The organism is Nocardioides sp. Bht2 (assembly GCF_047308515.1).
Classification (GTDB): Bacteria; Actinomycetota; Actinomycetes; order Propionibacteriales; family Nocardioidaceae; genus Nocardioides.
Genome location: NZ_JBLBWI010000017.1, coordinates 71,167 through 90,151 on the forward strand (window position 1 = coordinate 71,167; position 18,985 = coordinate 90,151).

General features: G+C 67.8%; 17 protein-coding genes. All 17 read right to left on the reverse strand.

Annotated features, from left to right (window positions below):
* Positions 1-371 precede the first annotated feature (371 nt).
* On the reverse strand, positions 372-1,124 hold the full coding sequence (locus tag ACLM5J_RS17625; RefSeq protein ID WP_413657808.1) for a hypothetical protein: 753 nt from the start codon (positions 1,122-1,124) through the stop codon (positions 372-374).
* A gap of 369 nt (positions 1,125-1,493) precedes the next feature.
* Entirely contained in the window at positions 1,494-2,519 is a 1,026-nt protein-coding gene (locus ACLM5J_RS17630) for a peptidyl-prolyl cis-trans isomerase (protein WP_413657809.1), read from the reverse strand.
* A 92-nt stretch (positions 2,520-2,611) separates the two neighbouring features.
* Positions 2,612-3,544, reverse strand: a complete 933-nt coding sequence (locus ACLM5J_RS17635; protein WP_413657823.1) for a polyprenyl synthetase family protein — start codon at positions 3,542-3,544, stop codon at positions 2,612-2,614.
* Positions 3,545-3,627: 83 nt separating this feature from the next.
* The gene (gene nuoN / locus ACLM5J_RS17640) at positions 3,628-5,163 is read right to left on the reverse strand and encodes an NADH-quinone oxidoreductase subunit NuoN (protein ID WP_413657824.1); all 1,536 of its coding nucleotides are present in this window, start codon (positions 5,161-5,163) and stop codon (positions 3,628-3,630) included.
* Positions 5,164-5,210: 47 nt separating this feature from the next.
* Complete coding sequence (locus ACLM5J_RS17645) at positions 5,211-6,755, reverse strand: NADH-quinone oxidoreductase subunit M (RefSeq protein ID WP_413657810.1); 1,545 nt, start codon at positions 6,753-6,755, stop codon at positions 5,211-5,213.
* Positions 6,755-8,689, reverse strand: a complete 1,935-nt coding sequence (gene nuoL / locus ACLM5J_RS17650; protein ID WP_413657811.1) for an NADH-quinone oxidoreductase subunit L — start codon at positions 8,687-8,689, stop codon at positions 6,755-6,757. The genes ACLM5J_RS17645 and nuoL overlap by 1 nt, the downstream gene beginning before the upstream one ends.
* Before the next feature lie 11 nt (positions 8,690-8,700).
* Entirely contained in the window at positions 8,701-9,000 is a 300-nt protein-coding gene (gene nuoK, locus ACLM5J_RS17655; protein ID WP_413657812.1) for an NADH-quinone oxidoreductase subunit NuoK, read from the reverse strand.
* The gene (locus ACLM5J_RS17660) at positions 9,000-9,908 is read right to left on the reverse strand and encodes an NADH-quinone oxidoreductase subunit J (protein WP_413657813.1); all 909 of its coding nucleotides are present in this window, start codon (positions 9,906-9,908) and stop codon (positions 9,000-9,002) included. The genes nuoK and ACLM5J_RS17660 overlap by 1 nt, the downstream gene beginning before the upstream one ends.
* Positions 9,905-10,462 (reverse strand): NADH-quinone oxidoreductase subunit NuoI, encoded by a 558-nt coding sequence (gene nuoI, locus ACLM5J_RS17665; RefSeq protein ID WP_413657814.1) that lies wholly within the window; start codon positions 10,460-10,462, stop codon positions 9,905-9,907. The genes ACLM5J_RS17660 and nuoI overlap by 4 nt, the downstream gene beginning before the upstream one ends.
* Positions 10,462-11,718: an NADH-quinone oxidoreductase subunit NuoH gene (nuoH, locus tag ACLM5J_RS17670; RefSeq protein ID WP_413657826.1), complete on the reverse strand. Its 1,257-nt coding sequence runs from the start codon at positions 11,716-11,718 to the stop codon at positions 10,462-10,464. Before nuoH ends, nuoI begins: the two co-directional genes overlap by 1 nt.
* Before the next feature lie 17 nt (positions 11,719-11,735).
* A complete protein-coding gene (locus tag ACLM5J_RS17675; protein ID WP_413657815.1) occupies positions 11,736-14,159 on the reverse strand; it encodes an NADH-quinone oxidoreductase subunit G in 2,424 nt (807 codons plus the stop codon).
* Positions 14,156-15,481 (reverse strand): NADH-quinone oxidoreductase subunit NuoF, encoded by a 1,326-nt coding sequence (gene nuoF, locus ACLM5J_RS17680; RefSeq protein ID WP_413657816.1) that lies wholly within the window; start codon positions 15,479-15,481, stop codon positions 14,156-14,158. Before nuoF ends, ACLM5J_RS17675 begins: the two co-directional genes overlap by 4 nt.
* Positions 15,478-16,191, reverse strand: a complete 714-nt coding sequence (gene nuoE / locus ACLM5J_RS17685) for an NADH-quinone oxidoreductase subunit NuoE (protein WP_413657817.1) — start codon at positions 16,189-16,191, stop codon at positions 15,478-15,480. Before nuoE ends, nuoF begins: the two co-directional genes overlap by 4 nt.
* Positions 16,188-17,549 (reverse strand): NADH-quinone oxidoreductase subunit D, encoded by a 1,362-nt coding sequence (locus ACLM5J_RS17690; protein WP_413657818.1) that lies wholly within the window; start codon positions 17,547-17,549, stop codon positions 16,188-16,190. The genes nuoE and ACLM5J_RS17690 overlap by 4 nt, the downstream gene beginning before the upstream one ends.
* Positions 17,549-18,217, reverse strand: coding sequence for an NADH-quinone oxidoreductase subunit C (locus ACLM5J_RS17695; protein ID WP_413657819.1), 669 nt, complete (start codon positions 18,215-18,217; stop codon positions 17,549-17,551). Before ACLM5J_RS17695 ends, ACLM5J_RS17690 begins: the two co-directional genes overlap by 1 nt.
* A complete protein-coding gene (locus ACLM5J_RS17700; RefSeq protein WP_413657820.1) occupies positions 18,214-18,768 on the reverse strand; it encodes a NuoB/complex I 20 kDa subunit family protein in 555 nt (184 codons plus the stop codon). Before ACLM5J_RS17700 ends, ACLM5J_RS17695 begins: the two co-directional genes overlap by 4 nt.
* A 12-nt stretch (positions 18,769-18,780) precedes the next feature.
* A partial coding sequence (locus ACLM5J_RS17705; RefSeq protein WP_413657821.1) for a hypothetical protein occupies positions 18,781-18,985 on the reverse strand: 205 nt, incomplete at its 5' end.

The window sequence follows — 18,985 nt, forward strand, 5'->3', positions numbered from 1 at the left end:
GGCCCCTGAGCACTCAGACGCGATCCGCCGAAGAACCTCGTCCAGACATTCACGAGCCACCGCCCCACCGGATCCACGCTGGCTACCGGCGGCCGCAACCAATCGAATCTTGTAGAGCCAAGCCACACCGATGATGGAACACCAGGCTGCGACCGAGACCAACTCCTCCGATTCGTCAAAGCCGAGTAGCGCCACCCCGTCGGCCCCTGAAATGGGTACCGGCAGGGCACGTACCGCCTTCTCGACCTCACGCTCGTACGGCTTCGGATGAGGTCGAGCACGCCGGCCTGGCTCACGAGGAGTGGGAACGGTGCAGACGAACCGTTGCAGGAGGGGGCGATCCCCCTTCGTAGCCTCGCGCCAGGTCAGGGTCAACCGGCGATCCTCGCCACCCTGACCGCAGGAAGGGTTCCCTTCGGCAAGTTCTGAAAGTACTCGGCCTCAGCCTTGCTGATGGGCGCGCCCGCGCCTTCCTCAAGATAGCGACGCCCGCCGCTGCCCTCCGCCGACTCCGTGGGCATGATCTCGACGATTGCGCTCGTACCCGCCAGAATACGGAACACCCAGACGGCATCCCCTACGTCAATCTGTTGAGCATGGGCCAGGGTTGCGGGAAGAAGCACTTCGATCGGCTCACCCGCGGACGTGGTTCCGATGATGCGAACATCGTTGTCGTCGATCTCCACAACTTCACCGTCCGCGAAGATCACTTCTCGGAAGCGAGCCCAGCCATCGAGGGCCCCCTCGGTCGCAGCGAGAAGATCCTTGAAGAAGTCTGCATGCGCCAGGTCAGTCGCCGCGTGGTCTATCAGGTACCCGGCGATGCTGGCCTCGAACCGGCTCTCCAGATCGCGCGCCTGCCCGCCGAGGTACTCAGCACCTTCATCATCTCCGGCAAGTTGCGCCTTGAGAGCCAAGATCGCCAGAACGCTGTGGTATTTGCGTGAGCCGCTGAACCCGGCGCGGGTCCTGACCGGAACCCTGAAGCCTGGCGAGACGATGCCCCGCTCGGTGAGGGTCCGGTACCTGCTCCGGCTCATTCTGAGGGCAGAACCGGACGCCCCCTTGATCGCATCCAACTCGACCACAGGGGTCGGGAACGAGCGGTGACGGATGACGGTCATCTGCCCTACCTTCCCGATGGCTCCGACACTTTCAGCGTACGTCTGACTGGCGATTTCAACCAGTCAGAGGTGCGGGGCGAAGATTGCGTGGGGCGCTGCTGGTCCGCGGGTTGTTGCCCCCACTGCTGCTCGACCGGGGCCTGCTCGGGCGGAACCTGCTCGGCGGGCTGCTCGATCTAGGGCTGGACCACCGGCACCTCGCAGGTCGCGACCGGGTCGGAACCGCCTTGCTTTGGCCGAACTGCACCTGGTGTGGCTCTGTTCTTGCCGAGTCCAAGCGGTCGTTGCAGACACCCCGTTCGACTGAAGTCGACGACAACGACCGCGAGGACTCCCTCGTCTAGCAGCCGTCCGCCAGCGATGCGCGCCTCAGACGGCCGCGTTGGTCGGGACGGCGCCGGTAGGGTCGTTGGGGCTGGCCGGGCGGTAGTCGTCGCCGTAGCGCAGATCGGCGTCCTTCAACTGCTTGCCGAGCCAGTCCTCCCATAGGTCGACGCCGCGCCGCTCCTCGACCTGCTTGCGCAGGCCTTCCTTCGCCTCGGCGAAGGTCGGGTTCTTGGCGGCGATGACCTTGTCGACGCGGCCCACGTGCCAGCCCGACCAGGTCTTGACCGGTCCGAAGAGGGCACCGGCCTTGGCCGCGAACGCCAGCTCGGCGTAGGCCTCCTCCAGGTCCTTCTTCGCAAACTCGCCCAGGACGCCGCCCTGGGCCGCGGTCGCAGTGTCGATCGACCGCTTCTTGGCCAGCTTCTCGAACGAAGCCCCGCCACGGAGCTGGGCCAGCACCTGCTGGGCGCTCTTCTTGTCCTTGACCACGATCGAACTGACCACCCGCTTCTCCGGCGTGGCCAGGTGGCCCGACGCCGAGTCGAACGCGGTCCGCAGCTCGTCCTCGTCCACCGGCTCGATCTTCGCGGTCACGTCCTGGTAGAGCTGCTGGGCGATCAGCTGCCGGCGCAGTTCGACCAGGACCTGCTCCTGGGTCGCGCCCGACTGATCGAGGTAGCTGGCGAACTTCTCGGGGGTCGTCTTCAATCGGGTGAGCAACTCGTCGAGCGTCTTCTGCTCGGCGCCCTCCGGGACCGTGATCCCCCGCTTCTCGGCGGCCGCGTCCAGCACCTCGGAGATCGCGATCGACTTCGCCATCTGGCGGCGGAAGACCTCCTGCGCGCCGGCGTCGCCGGGCACCTGGAGGGCGTGAATGGCGATCAACGCGGCGCTGCGGTCCTGGAAGTCGTCGACCTTGACGACGTCGTCGCCGTACTGGACCACGACGTCGTCGTCGAGCGGTGCGTCACGGAACCCGAAGAACCAGACCGCGCCGGCGATCACCGCCAGAACAGCGATCACCAGGCCGATCGTGCCGGTACCGAATCGACCCTTCGTGGCGTCCATGCCGCACTACCTTCTTCCCGGAGCCGAACACCGGCACCAGGAAACAAGTCTCCCAGGAGGCGCCAAGCCTCCCGAATCGCGGCGCGGTCGGCTCAGGTCGAGCGGATCGCGACGGCGTCCGCGAAGGCTTCGAGCGCCTCGCGGACCGGGCCCCGGGGCAGCGCTTCCAGGAGCGCCTTCGCCTCGTTGGCACGCCCGACGACGTAGGCCTTCGCCTCGTCCATCGCGGGGTGCTTGCGGATCAGCTCCAAGGCCTCGGCGAGCGCGGCGTCGTCGCTGAGGTCGGAGCGCAGCAGCTCCTGGAGCCGGGCGTCGGCCGGGTCGTTCGAGCGCTGGACCAGCAGCACCGGCAGGGTCGGCACACCTTCGCGCAGATCGGTGCCGGGCGTCTTGCCGGACTCGTCGGTCTCCGAGGCGATGTCCAAGATGTCGTCAGAGATCTGGAAGGCGGCGCCGACGATCTCGCCGTAGGCGGCCAGCGCCTCCTCGACCTCGCGCGTCGCCCCACCGAAACGGGCGCCGTAGCGAGCCGAGGTGGCGATCAGCGAACCGGTCTTGCCGGCGATCACGCGCAGGTGATGCTCCAGCGGGTCGGCTCCCTCAGCGGGCGCCACCGTCTCCAGGATCTGCCCCTCCACCAGGCGGGTGAACGTCTGCGCCTGGATCCGGACCGCGTCCGCGCCGAGGTCGGCGGTCAGCTCCGACGACTTCGAGAAGAGGAAGTCGCCGGTCAGGATCGCGACGTGGTTGTCCCACCGGGCGTTGGCGGACTCGGTGCCACGACGCAGCTCGGCCTCGTCCATCACGTCGTCGTGGTACAGCGACGCCAGGTGGGTCAGCTCGACCACACAGGCAGCCGTGACCAAGTCGTCGGAGTCCGGCGTGGTGCCGGCCTCGGCGGCCAGCAGCACCAGCAGCGGGCGGAACCGCTTGCCCCCGGCAGTCATCAGGTGCCGGGCCGCAGTGGTCACGAAGTCGGCCTCGCTGCGGATGTGCCCGACCAAGGCTTCTTCGACGACGGCCATCCGCCGGCGAAGGCGGTCGGCAAGCTCCTCGTCGAGGATCGGCAGGGCAAGTGCCGCAGGAGTTTCGGCTGCGTTACTGGTGGTCACCTGATGAAGTCTCCCGCATGGGCCGCTAGGTCGAGCAACGGGCCGGGCAACACGCCGAGAATCACGGTCGCCAGGACGCCGAAACCGATCGTAACGCTCGTCGCCATACTCGGCAGCGCCACGGTCGGACCGTCGCCCTCGGGCTCGGAGAAGAACATCACCACGATCACCCGGATGTAGAAGAACGCAGCCAGGGCACTGGTGAGCACGGCGGCCACCACCACCTGCCATTGGCCGGCCGACATCGCGGAGGCGAAGACCGCCCATTTGCCGGCGAAGCCCGCCGTCAGCGGGATACCGGCGAAGCCGAGCAGGAAGAGGGCGAAGACCCCGGCCACCAGCGGCGACTCCTTCCCCAGGCCCGCCCAGCGGGCCATCCCGGTGGTCTCGCCACCGGCGTCACGGACCAACGAGACGACGGCGAAGGCGCCGAGCGTCATGAAAGAGTAGGTGACCAGGTAGAAGAGGACCGCCTGGGTCGAGGAGATCTGGCCGTCCGCCAGTTCGCCGCTGGCGCGTGCCCCGATCAGACCGGTGAGCAGGAAGCCGGTGTGGGTGATCGAGGAGTAGGCCAGCATCCGCTTGATGTCGGTCTGGGCGATCGCGAGCAGCGCGCCGACGACCATGGTGACCACGGCGATGACGGCGAGCACCGGGACCCAGGTCCATCGCTCGGAGCCGAAGGCCACGTAGAAGAGGCGCATCATCGCGGCGAAGGCCGCCACCTTGGTGGCCGCGCCCATGAAGGCGGTGACCTGGGTCGGTGCTCCCTGGTAGACGTCCGGGGTCCAGGCCTGGAACGGCGCGGCGCCGATCTTGAAGAGGAGCCCGACGCTGATCAGGCCGAGGCCGACCAGGAGCAGCGGCCGGTTGTCGGCGCTGTTGGCGATCGCCTCGTGGATGCCGGCGTAGCTCATCGTGCCGGAGTAGCCGTAGACCAACGCGATGCCGTAGATCACGAAGCCCGACGAGAATGCCCCGAGCAGGAAATACTTGAGCGCGGCCTCCTGGCTGAGCAGACGACGGCGGCGTGCCAGCCCGGTCAGCAGGTAGAGCGGCAACGACAGCACCTCGAGCGCCACGAAGAAGGCCAACAGGTCCGCCGCCGCTGCGAAGAGCATCATTCCGGCGAGGGCGAACATCAGCAGTGGATAGACCTCGGTGTGGTCGAGGCGGTGCGCGGCAGCCTCCTGCTCGGCGTCCGAGCCGGGAACCGCTGCGGCCTGGCCCGCGAACGCGCTGACGCCGCCCTCGAGGCGCCGCTCGGCGAAGAGCAGGATGCCGGCGATCGCGATCACCAGAAGCAGACCCCAGACGAAGATCGCCGGGCCGTCGACGACGATCGCACCCATCGCGGCCACAGTGCCGTCGAGACGGTCACCGTTGTCGTGGTCGATCCCGATCAGGACGACGCCGACCAGAGCGGCCACCGTTCCTGCCAACGCCAGGGTGACCTGGGCCAGGTAGCGCACCGCACGCGGGGCGAACGCCTCGATCAGCACCCCGACGCAGGCGATCGCGAAGACCGCCATCAACGGCCACAGTTCGCCGTACTCCAGTGCGGGCTTGGAGAACTCGATCACTGGTCCACCTCCTCGTGCGTCTGGTCGGAGACCACCTGGTCGATCGGCACGGTGGGCGGATCATCGGTCTCATCGACGCTCACCAACACCGCGTCGACCGCCGGGTTGATCACGTCCAGTACCGGCTGCGGGTAGAAGCCGAGGACCACCATCACCAACACCAGCGGGGCGATCGCGCTGACCTCGCGGACCTTGAGGTCACCCACGGCCGGGCCGCTGGGGCCGGTCATCAGCCGCTGGTACATCCGCAGCACGTAGACGGCGGCCAGCACGATCGCGGTGACCGCGAAGGCACCGACGACCCAGTGGTAGTTGAACGCCCCCAGGATCACCAGGAACTCCGAGACGAAAGGAGAGAGCCCCGGCAGGCCCAGGGTGCCCAGGCCACCGATCAGGAAGAGCCCGGCCAGCACCGGCGCATGCTTCTCGATGCCGCCGTGCTCCCCGATCAGCTGGGAGCCGGTCCGGCGGATCAGGTAGCCGGCGACCAGGAAGAGCACCGCGGTAGCGAGACCGTGGTTGACCATGTAGAAGGTCGCCCCGGAGATGCCCTGGGTGCTCATCACGAAGATCCCCAACGTGATCAGGCCGAAGTGCGACAGCGACGTCAGACCGATCAGCTTGAGCATGTCGTCGGAGACGATCGCCAGCAGGGCGCCGTAGACGATGCTGATCACGGCCAGCGTGATCACCACCGGGGTCGCCCACTTCGAGGCCTCCGGGAAGAGCTCCAGGCAGAACCGGATCATGCCGTAGGTGCCGATCTTGTCGAGCACACAGATCAGCAGGACCGAGGTGCCCGGCGTCGCGTTGGCGGTGGTGCTCGGCAGCCAGGTGTGGACCGGGAAGAGCGGTGCCTTGATCGCGAAGGCGATGAAGAAGCCGACGAAGAGCCAGCGCCCGGTCTCCTTGTCGAAGCCCATCGCGGAGAGCTCGGAGATCAGGTAGGTCGGCTCCCCTGCCGCCGCCGAGACCGCGTAGAGGCCGACCACCGAGGCCAACATGATCAGACCGCCGGCCAGCATGTAGAGCAGGAACTTCATCGCTGCGTGGGCGCGCTCCGCACCGTGACCGTAGGAGCCGATCAAGAAGTAGGCCGGGATCAACGTCGCCTCGAAGACGACGTAGAACAGGAAGACGTCCTGGGCCATGAAGACGAAGAGAGCGAGACCCGAGAGCGTCAAGATCCAGGCGAAGAAGGCCGAGGTGTTGCGTTCGTCCGCGTCGTGCCACGACGCCAGCACGACGACCGGGAGCAGGACCGCGGTGAGCAGGACCAGGGCGAGGCCGATCCCGTCGACGCCGAGCGCGTAGTGCGCACCGAACGCCTCGATCCAGGTGTGGGTCTCGGCGAACTGCATGCCCTCGTCCGGGTCGAACCGGAGCCCGACGACGATCGCGATCACCAGGGTGACCAGCGAGGTACCGAGGGCCACCTGCTTCGGCAGCGCCGCGCCGGGCCTGGACGGCGTCAGCGCGGTGAGCAGGGCACCGGCCAACGGGACGATGCCGAGCAGACTGAGCCAGGGGAAGTCGTTCATCACCAGTTCACCGCCAGAAGGGCCAGGACGACCAGCGCCGCACCGAGCAGGATGGAGAGCGCGTAGGAGCGGACGTAACCGTTCTGCACCTTGCGCAGCAGTCCGGCGATGCCGCTGGTGGCGAGGCCTTGGCCTTCCACCGCGCCGTCGACGAAGGTGTCGTCGAAGGTCTGCGGGCCGCGGGCCAGGCTCATCGTCGGCGCTACCACCAGGGTGTCGTTGATCGCGTCGCCGTAGAGGTCGGCGCGCGCTGCCTTGGTCAGCGGGGAGACGTCGCTGGGGGCAGTGCGCGGCACCTCGGACCTGCCGATGGTGAACCAGGCCGTCGCGACACCGACGGCGACCACCGCGACGATGATCGCGGTCAACGCCAGGGCCGGGATCGGCGGGTCATGGTGCTCGGCGTGGCCGACCACCGGTTCCAGCCATTCGATGATCCAGTCACCGGCCAGCATCACACCGCCGAAGATGGAGAGGGCGGCCAGCACGATCAACGGGACGGTCATCACCGCGGGCGACTCGTGCGGGTGCGGCTCCTCGCCGGTCTCCGGGTCCGCCCACCGCTTGTCGGTGAAGAAGGTCATCAACATCAACCGGGTCATGTAGAACGCCGTGATGCCCGCTCCCAGCAGGGCGGCGAGACCGACGACCGTGTTCTCCGCGAACGCGGTCTCGATCAGCTTGTCCTTCGACCAGAAGCCCGAGAAGCCGGGGAATCCGATGATCGCCAGGTAGCCCATCGCGAAGGTGAGGAAGGTGACCGGGACGAACTTCCGCAGCGCGCCGTAGTGCCGCATGTCGACGTCGTCGTCCATCGCGTGCATCACCGAACCGGCGCCGAGGAACATGTTGGCCTTGAAGAAACCATGCGTGATCAGGTGGAAGATCGCGAACGCGTAACCCGCCACTCCCAGTCCGGCCCCCAGCATCATGTAACCGATCTGGCTCATCGTGGAGCCGGCCAGTGCCTTCTTGATGTCGTCCTTGGCGCAACCGATGATCGCGCCCCACAACAGGGTGACCACGGCGACGACGACGACCGCGGTCTGCGCGGCCGGAGCGTTCTCGAAGATGAAGTTGGAGCGGGTGATCAGGTAGACGCCCGCGGTGACCATGGTGGCCGCGTGGATCAGAGCGGAGACCGGGGTCGGGCCCTCCATCGCGTCCAACAGCCAACCCTGCAACGGAACCTGGGCACTCTTGCCGCAGGCCCCGAGCAGTAGGAGCAGACCGATCGCGTTGAGCGTGGACTCGCTCGCCCCGCCGACACCGGCCGCGACCGCAGCGAACCCGGTCGCGCCGAAGGTGACGAACATCAGGCTGATCGCCAGCACCATGCCGACGTCGCCGACCCGGTTCATCACGAACGCCTTCTTGGACGCCGCAGCGGCGGAGTCCTTGTGCTGCCAGAAACCGATCAACAGGTAGGAGGCGAGTCCCACGCCTTCCCAGCCGAGGAAGACACCCAGGTAGTTGCCCGCCAGGACCAGCATCAGCATCGCGGCGATGAAGAGGTTGAGATACCCGAAGAAACGACGACGCCTGGCGTCATGCGCCATGTAGCCGATCGAGTAGATGTGGATCAGCGATCCGACTCCGGTGATCAGCAGCACGAAGAGTGCCGAGAGCGGGTCGTAGAGCAGGTCCATCCCGACGTCGAGCCCACCCACCTGGAACCAGGTCCAGAGGTGGTCGTAGTACTGGCGGTTGTCGCTCTCCTCGCCGAGCAGCGCGAAGAACATCGCCAGGCCCACCCCGAAGGAGGCGAGCGCCGTCGCGGTGCCCAGCAGGTGGCCCCACCTGTCGGTGAACCGGCCACCGATCAACAGGATGGCGGCACCGGCCAACGGCAGTGCGATCACCAGCCAGGCAAGGCCGAAGACGCCGTCCGCAGCAGCGGGGACCGGCACGACGGTGGTCAGGGTTGTCAGCAACTCAACTCACCTCAGTACTTCAGCAGGCTGGCGTCGTCGACCGAAGCCGAACGACGGGCGCGGAAGATGGTCATGATGATCGCCAGACCCACCACTACTTCGGCGGCCGCGACGACCATCACGAAGAAGGCGGCGATCTGTCCCTCGAGATTGCCGTTCGCCTTGGCGAAGGTGACCAGCGCGAGGTTCGAGGCGTTGAGCATCAACTCCACGCACATGAAGACCACGATCGCGTTGCGTCGCACCAGAACACCGATGCAACCGATCGTGAACAGGATCGCGGAGAGCAGGATGTACGGCTCGGTCTCCATCAGGCGTCCTCCTTCCCCTCGGCCGGCGGGCCCTCGCTCGACGGACCCTCAGGCAGATCGCTGGGGGCCTGTGCGGGAGGCGCCGCCGCGGCGTCATCGGCGAGGACGACGTTCTCCTCGTCACGTGCTTCGGGTGTGAGGGTGGACGGCGCCGGGCCGACGGCCGGTGCGCCCAGTTGGCGCAGCACCTCGTTGATCTGTTCGACGGGAGCGCTCCGCACCGCCCCGCGGGCCGCCAGGACCCGCGAGATGGAGGCGTAGGACGGCGAGCCGTCGGGCAGCAGTGCGGGGGTGTCGACCGCGTTGTGCCGGGCGAAGACACCGGGGGCCGGCAGCGGCCCGGGGTGACGGCCGGTCTCGGCGTACTCGGTCATCCGCTGGTTGGCGTGCTCGCGCTGGCCGAGCTTGGCGGTGATCCGTTCCCGGTGCGCCAACAGCATCGCGCCCATCGCTGCGGTGATCAGCAGCGCCGAGGTGGTCTCGAAGGCGAAGACGTAGTTGCTGAAGAGCAGGTTGGCCAGCGCCTCGACGTTGCCGCCGTTGTTCGCCTCGTCGAGACCGACGACGGTGCCGAAGGTCAGCTGGGAGAGCGAGAGGATCAGCGTGGCACCGAAGGCCAGACCCACGATGGTGGCCAACAGCCGCTGTCCGCGGATCGTCTCGACCACGGAGTCGGAGGCGTCGACACCGACCAGCATCAGCACGAAGAGGAAGAGCATCAGGATCGCGCCGGTGTAGACGATGATCTGCACCGCGAAGAGGAACGGGGCCTCCAGCACCGCGTAGAGCACGGCGAGGGAGACCATCACCACGGCCAGCAGCAGGGCGGCGTGGACGGCCTTGCGGACGAAGAGGATGCCGAGGGCGGCGATCACCATGATCGGCGCCAGGATCCAGAACGCGGTCACTGAGACACCTCGCCCTCGGCGGGCTTGCGGTAGGCGCCCCGGTAGTAGTCGCCCTCGTCGTCGCCGAGCCGCATCGGGTGCGGGGGCTGCTCCATGCCGGGCAGCAACGGCGCGAGCAGGTCGTTCTTCTCGTAGATCAGCGACTCGCGCGAGGAGTCGGCCAGCTCGTACTCGTTGGTCATCGTGAGCGCCCGGGTCGGGCAGGCCTCGATGCAGAGACCGCACAGGATGCAGCGCAGGTAGTTGATCTGGTAGACCCGGCCGTACCGCTCACCGGGCGAGAACCGTTCACCCGCCGCGTCGTCGTTCGAGGCACCCTCGACGTAGATCGCATCCGCCGGGCAGGCCCACGCGCAGAGCTCGCAGCCCACGCACTTCTCCAGCCCGTCCGGCCAGCGGTTGAGCTGGTGCCGACCGTGGAACCGTGGTGCGGTGGGGTTCTTCTCGAACGGGTACTGCTCGGTCACCACTTTGCGGAACATCGTCCGGAAGGTGACCCCGAACCCCGCGATCGGGTCGATCAACTGCTCCTTGAGGTTGGGCGAGTCAGCCATCACTTCTCCTCTCGGAAGGTGAGCGGGGCGGCCGCACCGCGGACCGCGCCGTTTGCGGGCATCGGCGGGACCGGGAAACCACCCGGCCTGGCCTCGGGCATCGGCTCGGGTGCCGGTGGCGCCTTCTTCTCCGGGACCAGGAAGAGGACCAGGAAGATCACGGCGAGTACGCCGACCACGCTGAGCAACTGGTTGCGGGTCAGGCCGTCGTCGAGGGTGGCCGCGCGGATGGTCGCCACCGCGACGATCCAGACCAGCGAGATCGGGATCAGCCGCTTCCAGCCGAACGCCATGAACTGGTCGTAGCGCAACCGCGGCAGCGAGCCGCGCAGCCAGATGAACATGAAGATGAAGAGGTACATCTTCGAGAAGAACCAGAGCAACGGCCAGTAACCCTCGTTCGAGCCTTCCCACAGCTGGGAGATCGGCCACGGCGCGTGCCAACCGCCGAGGAAGAGCGTCGTGGCCAGCGCGGAGACGGTGGCCATGTTGATGTACTCGGCAAGGAAGAAGAGGGCGAACTTGAGCGACGAGTACTCGGTGTGGAAGCCACCGACCAGCTCGCCCTCGGCCTCCGGCAGGTCGAACGGCGCACGGTTGGTCTCGCCGACCATCGCGATCACGTAGATCACGAAGGAGGGCACCAGGACGAAGGCGAACCAGACGTCGTCCTGGGCGGCGACGATCTCCGAGGTCGACATCGACCCGGCGTAGAGGAAGACCGCGACCAGGGCCAGGCCCATCGCGACCTCGTAGGAGATCATCTGCGCACTGGAGCGGAGGCCACCGAGCAGCGAGTAGGTGGAGCCGGAGGACCAACCACCGAGGACGATGCCGTAGATGCCGATCGAGGCGATCGCCATCACGAAGAGCACCGCGACCGGCATGTCGGTGAGCTGCAGCGGGGTGCGTTCCCCGAAGAGGTTCACCTCGGGGCCGAACGGGATCACCGCGAACGTCACGAAGGCCGGGATCGCCGCCAGGATCGGCGCCAGGACGAAGACCACCTTGTCGGCCGCCTTCGGGATGATGTCTTCCTTCAAGGCCAGCTTGACGCCGTCCGCGAGCGACTGGAGCAGACCGAACGGACCGTGCACGTTGGGGCCGACGCGGTGCTGCATCCGGGCCACCACGCGACGCTCGAACCAGATGTTGAAGAGCGTGAGAACGACCAGCACGACGAAGATCAACAGGGACTTGACCGCGATCAACCAGACCGGGTCGTTGCCGAACGAGGCGAGCGGCTCGGTGGCCATCGGCACTACCGCAGTGATCACAGCTGCGCTCCCTTCACAGTGACCGCAGACCCCGGTGAGGCGAGGTCGGCCAGTACGCCGCGGCCCAAGCTGTTGGCCGGCAGCCAGACCACGTCGTCAGCGATGTCGGCGACCTCGACCGGAACGGTCACCTCGCCCCGATCACCGGTCAGAGTGACGGCGCGGGCACCCTGCAACGCGTTCGCGGTGGAAGCGGAGACCTTCGCCACCGCCGGGCGGGCGGTCGCGGCCATCGCCTTGTCGCCCTCCTGGAGCAGCCCGTTGTCGAGCAGCAGCTTCCAGCTGGCGAGCCAGAACCTGTTGCTGGCAAGTCGCCTCGGCTTCGCGGACGGCGCCTCGACAGCGGGCGCGCGGGCCCCGTCCCAGGCGCCCACCTCCGCCATCTCGGCCTGTGCCTCGGCAACGGTGCGGAAGCCGAGGGTGGTTCCCATCTCCTCGGCGATCCCGGCCAGCGACCGCAGGTCGGGGAGCACCCCCGGTGCGCTCAGCGCAGCCGCGAAGCTGCGCGGACGGCCCTCCCAGTTCACGAAGGTTCCGGCCTTGTGACTGGTCGGCGCGACCGGGAAGACCACGTCGGCGAGCTCGGTGATCTCGGTGTTGCGCAGGTCGAGGGCGACCACGAAGCTCGCCGCCTGCAAGGCGTCGCGCGCCGCCGCCGGGTCGGGCAGGTCGTCGATGCTGACCCCCGCCACGACCACACCCGCCAACGTCTTCTCCCTCAGCGCCGAGAGGATCTCGGTGGTGTCGCGGCCCGGCCGCTCCGGCAGCGGGTCAACGCCCCAGGCCGTGGCCACGTCGACCCGGGCGGCGGCGTCGCCGACCGGGCGCCCGCCGGGCAACAGCCCCGGCAGGCAGCCAGCCTCCAGCGCACCACGGTCACCGGCCCGGCGCGGAACCCAGGCCAGTCGGGCGCCGGTGCTCCGCGCCAACCGGACCGCGGCCGCGTAGGCACCCGAGCCGGAGGCGAGCCGCTCGCCGACGAGGATCACCGCGTTGCCGTCGAGCTGACCGTCCAACGTGGCAAGGGCTTCGGCCTCCTCGCCCGGCGCCGTCGAGACGACCTCGGCCCGGAGCTTCGCCGAGCCTCGGGTGGTGAACGGTGCGACGGTGACCACCTTGATCGCGCCCGCCTGCTGCGCCTTGCGCAGCCGCAGGAAGATCGAGCCGGCCTCGTCCTCAGGCTCCAGACCCACCAGCAGAACGGTGGAGGCTTGCTCCAGGTCGCGGTAGGTGACCGGCATAGTGCCGACCACCTCGCTGGCCAGGAACGCCGCCTCCTCGGCCGAGTGGGGGCGGGCCCGGAAGTCGATGTCGTTGGTGCCGAGCACCGTTCGGGCGAACTTGCTGTAGGCGTAGGCGTCCTCGGCGATCAATCGGCCACCGGTGAGTACCCCGACACCGCCGCCGTCGCGGGCCGCGGCGAGCCCACGGGCCGCCACCACGAACGCTTCGGGCCACGAGGCAGCGCGCAGCTCGCCGGTGTCGGCGTCACGGACCAGCGGGTGGCCGAGCCGGTCGGCCGACCGCGTGTACTGGAAGGCGAAACGGTCCTTGTCGGTGATCCACTCCTCATTGACCTCGGGGTCGTTGCCGGCCATCCGCCGGACGACCTTGCCGCGTCGGTGGTCGACCCGGATCGCGGCCCCGCTGGAGTCGTGTTCGGTGACGCCGGGCGAGGAGACCAGGTCGAAGGGCCGGGAACGGAACCGGTACTCGGCACTGGTCAGCGCACCGACCGGGCAGATCTGGATCACGTTGCCGGAGAAGTAGGAGTTGAACGGGACGCCTTCGGCGATACCGATCTGCTGGTAGGCGCCGCGCTCGATCAGCTCGATGAACGGATCGCCGGCGACCTCGTCGGCGAACCGAGTACAACGCTGGCAGACGATGCACCGCTCCCGGTCGAGCAGGATCTGCTCGGAAATGTTGATCGGCTTGGCGAAGGTCCGCTTGGTGCCGCCGGTGTCGGCGAACCGCGACTCGCCCTGGCCGTTGCTCATCGCTTGGTTCTGCAGCGGGCACTCGCCGCCCTTGTCGCAGACCGGACAGTCGAGCGGGTGGTTGATCAGCAGAGCCTCCATCACCCCACGCTGTGCCTTGTCCGCACCGGGCGAGGTGAGCTGGGTGTTGACCTGCATGCCTTCCGAGGCGGTCAAGGTGCACGAGGCCTGGGGCTTCATCCGGCCGGGCGGGCCCTGCATCTGCCGCAGCTCGCCGTCCGGACCGGGGAGCGCGACCTCGACCAGGCACTGGCGGCAGGCGCCGACGGGCGCCAGCAGCGGGTGGTCACAGAACCGCGGGATCTGGATGCCGATCTGCTCGGCGGCCCGGATCACCAGGGTCCCCTTGGGGACGCTGACCGCGACGCCGTCGATGGTCAGCGTCACCAGATCGGTCGTCTCCGGTGCTCCGGTGCTCATACCGCTGCTCCTTCCGGGGCGAACAACGTCGAGGCAACCGGGTCGAAGGGGCAACCGCGGTTGGTCAGATGCGCCAGGTACTCCTCACGGAAGTACTGGATCGAGGAGGTGATCGGGCTGGTCGCACCGTCGCCGAGCGCGCAGAACGAACGGCCCAGGATGTTGTCGCACTGATCGAGGAGCAGTGCGAGCATCTTCTCGCCGTCCTCGGGGGCGATGGTGCCGGCCTCCATCTTGGCGAGGTTCTGCACCAGCCACCAGGTCCCTTCACGGCACGGGGTGCACTTGCCGCAGGACTCGTGCTTGTAGAACTCGGTCCAGCGCAGCACGGCGCGGACCACACAGGTGGTCTCGTCGAAGATCTGCAGGGCTCGGGTGCCGAGCATCGATCCGGCCGCCCCCACCGACTCGTAGTCCAACGGCATGTCGAGGTGTTCGGCGGTCAGCAACGGCGTGCTGGAGCCACCCGGCGTCCAGAACTTGAGCTGATGACCCTCACGGATACCGCCACCGAGGTCGAGCAGCTCGCGCAAGGTGATCCCGAGCGGCGCCTCGTACTGTCCGGGACGCTTCACGTGCCCCGACAGGCTGTAGATGACGTGGCCCTTGGACTTCTCGGTGCCCATCGCGGAGAACCACCCGGCGCCGTTGGCGACGATCGCGGGGACCGAGGCGATCGACTCCACGTTGTTGATCACCGTCGGGCTCGCATAGAGGCCGGCGACGGCGGGGAACGGCGGGCGCAGCCGCGGTTGGCCGCGGCGGCCCTCCAGCGAATCGAGCAGCGCCGTCTCCTCGCCACAGATGTAGGCACCGGCACCGGCATGGATGACGAGGTCCAACTGATAGCCGGATCCGTGGATGTTCTCGCCCAGGTGCCCGGCCGCATACGCCTCGCGGACGGCGTTCTGCAGACGCCGGACCACGTGCAACACCTCGCCGCGGACGTAGATGAAGGCGTGGTTCGCACGGATCGCATAGGCGGAGAGGATGACGCCCTCGACCAGGGTGTGCGGACTCGCCATCATCAGCGGGATGTCCTTGCAGGTTCCCGGCTCCGACTCGTCGGCGTTGACCACCAGGTACTTCGGCTTCGGCAGATCCTGCGGGATGAAGCTCCACTTCATCCCGGTCGGGAAGCCGGCGCCGCCGCGTCCGCGCAGGCCGGAGTCCTTGACCATGGTGATCACGTCGTCGGGCTGGAGCTCCGCCAGTGCCTTGCGCAGCGCGCCGTAGCCGCCTTGGGCCTCGTAAGAGGCCAGCGACCAGGCGCGGTCGTCGCCCCAGTTCGCGGTGAGTACGGGGGTCAGGGTGTCGGTCACCGTGCTGCCTCCTCGCCGTCGGCGCTCGGAGCGCTCCAGTTCTGCTCGCGGGCGATCTCCAAGCCAGCAAGGGATGCCGCACCGGCGGACGGCCCTTCGTCGGCGCGACCGTCCTCGAATCCCGCCAACACCCGCTCGGCCTCCCGCCAGGTGCAGAGCCGCGGGCCACGGGTCGAGGAGACCTCGACGCCGGCGCGCAGATCGTCGACCAGCTGCGTCGCCGAGCTCGGCGTCTGGTTGTCCATGAATTCCCAGTTGACCATCACCACCGGGGCGTAGTCGCAGGCCGCGTTGCACTCGACGTGCTCCAGGGAGACGGTGGCCTGGTCGCCGGGACGCCGCTCGGCAACCTCGTCGTTGCCGACGTCCAGGTGCTCCTTGAGCCGTTCGAAGATGAGGTCCCCGCCCATCACCGCACAGAGCGTGTTGGTGCAGACGCCGACGTGGAAGTCACCGACCGGGCGGCGCTTGTACATCGTGTAGAAGGTGGCCACTCCCGACACCTCGGCGGCGGAGAGACCCAGCACGTCGGCACAGGCCTGGATGCCCTCGGGGGTGATCCGGCCCTGCGCGCTCTGCACCAGGTGCAGCATCGGCAGCAGGCCGGAACGCGCCTCGGGGTACCGCGCCGCGATCTCAGCCAGCTCACGCTTGGTGGTCTCGGTGATCGCCGAAGTCACCGGCCCTTGGCTCGGCTCGGTCACAGTCATCGGTCCACGCCTCCCATCACCGGGTCGATGCTGGCGATCGCGACGATCACGTCGGCCACCATGCCGCCCTCACTCATCACGCTGGTCGCTTGCAGGTTGGTGAACGACGGGTCGCGGAAGTGCACGCGGTAGGGGCGGGTTCCGCCGTCGCTGACTACGTGGGCACCCAACTCACCTCGCGGCGACTCGACCGGGATGTAGGCCTGGCCCGGTGGGACCCGGAACCCTTCGGTGACGAGCTTGAAGTGATGGATCAACGCCTCCATCGACTCGCCCATGATGTGCCGGATGTGGTCGAGGCTGTTGCCCATCCCGTCCGAGCCGATCGCCAACTGGCTGGGCCAGGCGATCTTCTTGTCGGCCACCATCACCGGGGCGCCTTCCAAGCCGGCAAGGCGATCTACGCACTGTTCGACGATCCGCAGCGACTCGTGCATCTCGTTGAGCCGGATCCGGAACCGGCCGTAGGAGTCGCAGGTGTCCCAGGTCTGGACGTCGAAGTCGTAGGTCTCGTAGCCGCTGTACGGCTGGGTCTTGCGCAGGTCCCAGGCGTAGCCGGTCGAGCGGAGCACCGGCCCACTGATCCCCAGCGCCAGGCAGCCTTCGAGGTCCAGGTAGCCGACGCCCTCCAAACGGGCCTTGAAGATCGGGTTCGCGTTACACAGTGCCGCGTACTCGGGCAGCCGCTTCTTCATCAAGGTGATGAAGCTGCGGATCTCGTCGAGCGCTCCGGCGGGCAGGTCCTGGGCGACTCCGCCGGGGCGGAAGAAGGCGTGGTTCATCCGCAGACCGGTGATCAGTTCGAAGAGGTCGAGGACCAGCTCGCGCTCGCGGAAGCCGATCGTCATCACGGTCAGCGCACCGATCTCCATGCCACCGGTGGCGATCGCGACCAGGTGCGAGGAGATCCGGTTGAGCTCCATCAGCAGAACGCGCATCACCTGCGCCTTCTCCGGGATGTCCTCCTCGATGTCGAGGAGCCGCTCCACACCGAGGACGTAGGTCATCTCGTTGTAGAACGGGGAGAGGTAGTCCATCCGGGTGCAGAAGGTGACGCCCTGGGTCCAGGTGCGGAACTCCATGTTCTTCTCGATACCCGTGTGCAGGTAGCCGATCCCGCACCGAGCCTCGGTGACGGTCTCGCCCTCGAGTTCGAGGATCAGCCGCAGCACACCGTGCGTCGAGGGGTGCTGCGGACCCATGTTGACGACGACCCGCTCGTCGGCGTGCTCGCCGATCCCCTCGACCAGGGTGTCCCAGTCCTGACCGGTCAGGGTGTAGACCCGGCCACTGGTGGTCTCCGAGCTGCCTGCGTAGGCGTCGGTGCTGTTCGCGTTGGTTGAGCTTGTCGAAACCATCAGTTGTAGCTCCTGCGCTGGTCCGGCGGAGGAACGGTTCCGCCCTTGTACTCCACGGGAATGCCGCCGAGGGGGTAGTCCTTGCGCTGCGGGTGGCCGGGCCAGTCGTCGGGCATCTGGATCCTGGCCAACGCCGGGTGGCCGTCGAAGATGACGCCGAAGAAGTCCCACACCTCGCGCTCGTGCCAGTCGTGGGTGGGATAGAGCGCCACCGTGCTCGGCAGGTGCGGGTCGCCGTCCGGGCAGGTGGATTCGACGCGGATCCGGCGGTTGAAACTCATCGACAGCAGGCTGTAGACGGCGTGCAGTTCGCGGCCGGTGTCGTCGGGATAGTGGACGCCGGAGACGCCGGCCGAGAACTCGAACCGGAGGGCCGGGTCGTTGCGCAGCTTCTCCATCGCCGCGTAGAGCGACTCCCGACGGACGTGGAAGGTCGCCTCACCTCGGTGGAGAACGACGTACTCGACGAGATCGCCGAGGGCGTCCGCGACGTCGTCGAACCAGCCGCCGTAGGGGCGGGTCGCCGCGCCGGGGAAGACCTTGGGGCTGACCAGTCCGCCGTAGCCGCTGGTGTCGCCGGTACCGCTGGCGCCGAACATGCCACGTCGCTCACCGACCTGCTGGCCGGTGGCCTGGGCGGCTTCGACGATCTCCTTGCCCTCGCTCATCGCAGCAGCCCCCTCTGCTCGGAGGTCGGCAGCGCCACCAGGCCGGCACGCTCCAACTCGACGATCTGCTCCTGGCGGTTCTTGCCGAGCTTGGTGTGCTGGACCTGGTCGTGGAGCTTGAGGATCGCATCGATCAGCATCTCCGGCCGCGGCGGGCAGCCCGGGAGGTACATGTCGACCGGCACCACGTGGTCGACACCCTGGACGACGGCGTAGTTGTTGAACATGCCGCCGCTACTGGCACAGACACCCATCGCCAGCACCCACTTGGGTTCGGCCATCTGGTCGTAGATCTGGCGGAGCACCGGCGCCATCTTCTGGCTCACCCGGCCGGCCACGATCATCAGGTCCGCCTGGCGCGGGCTGGCCCGGAAGACCTCCATCCCGAACCGGGAGAGGTCGTACTTCGGTCCGCCGCTGGTCATCATCTCGATCGCGCAGCACGCCAATCCGAAGGTCGCCGGCCAGAACGACGCCTTCCGCATGTACCCGGCCACACCTTCGACCGTGGTCAACAGCACCCCACTCGGGAGCTTCTCTTCGATACCCATCACAGACTCCAATCAGGGCGTGGTGCGGAGCGCAGGGAAGGCGACCTCCGTGCGGAGCGCAGCGGAGCGGTCGCCGACCGACAAGAACGCAGGCATGTGCAGTGCATCGCGACTCTCAGCCCCGCTGAGGGTTGCGAGGCGCTGTGCAGGCCAAGGCCAAGGAGGGAAGGCGACCTCCGTGCGGAGCGCAGCGGAGCGGTCGCCGACCGACAAGAAC

Bases quoted from the DNA above. Each gene is read 5' to 3' on its own strand.
- ACLM5J_RS17695 (WP_413657819.1), bottom strand. From the start codon at position 18,217: ATGAGCGAGGGCAAGGAGATCGTCGAAGCCGCCCAGGCCACCGGCCAG.
- nuoK (WP_413657812.1), bottom strand. From the start codon at position 9,000: ATGGAGACCGAGCCGTACATCCTGCTCTCCGCGATCCTGTTCACGATC.
- ACLM5J_RS17645 (WP_413657810.1), bottom strand. From the start codon at position 6,755: ATGAACGACTTCCCCTGGCTCAGTCTGCTCGGCATCGTCCCGTTGGCC.
- nuoH (WP_413657826.1), bottom strand. From the start codon at position 11,718: ATGGCCACCGAGCCGCTCGCCTCGTTCGGCAACGACCCGGTCTGGTTG.
- ACLM5J_RS17700 (WP_413657820.1), bottom strand. From the start codon at position 18,768: ATGGGTATCGAAGAGAAGCTCCCGAGTGGGGTGCTGTTGACCACGGTC.
- nuoE (WP_413657817.1), bottom strand. From the start codon at position 16,191: ATGACTGTGACCGAGCCGAGCCAAGGGCCGGTGACTTCGGCGATCACC.
- ACLM5J_RS17625 (WP_413657808.1), bottom strand. From the start codon at position 1,124: ATGACCGTCATCCGTCACCGCTCGTTCCCGACCCCTGTGGTCGAGTTG.
- ACLM5J_RS17635 (WP_413657823.1), bottom strand. From the start codon at position 3,544: ATGGCCGTCGTCGAAGAAGCCTTGGTCGGGCACATCCGCAGCGAGGCC.
- ACLM5J_RS17690 (WP_413657818.1), bottom strand. From the start codon at position 17,549: ATGGTTTCGACAAGCTCAACCAACGCGAACAGCACCGACGCCTACGCA.
- ACLM5J_RS17675 (WP_413657815.1), bottom strand. From the start codon at position 14,159: ATGAGCACCGGAGCACCGGAGACGACCGATCTGGTGACGCTGACCATC.
- nuoI (WP_413657814.1), bottom strand. From the start codon at position 10,462: ATGGCTGACTCGCCCAACCTCAAGGAGCAGTTGATCGACCCGATCGCG.
- ACLM5J_RS17630 (WP_413657809.1), bottom strand. From the start codon at position 2,519: ATGGACGCCACGAAGGGTCGATTCGGTACCGGCACGATCGGCCTGGTG.
- nuoN (WP_413657824.1), bottom strand. From the start codon at position 5,163: ATGGCGGTCTTCGCGATCGCCTGCGTCGGGGTGCTGATCGAGGCGTTC.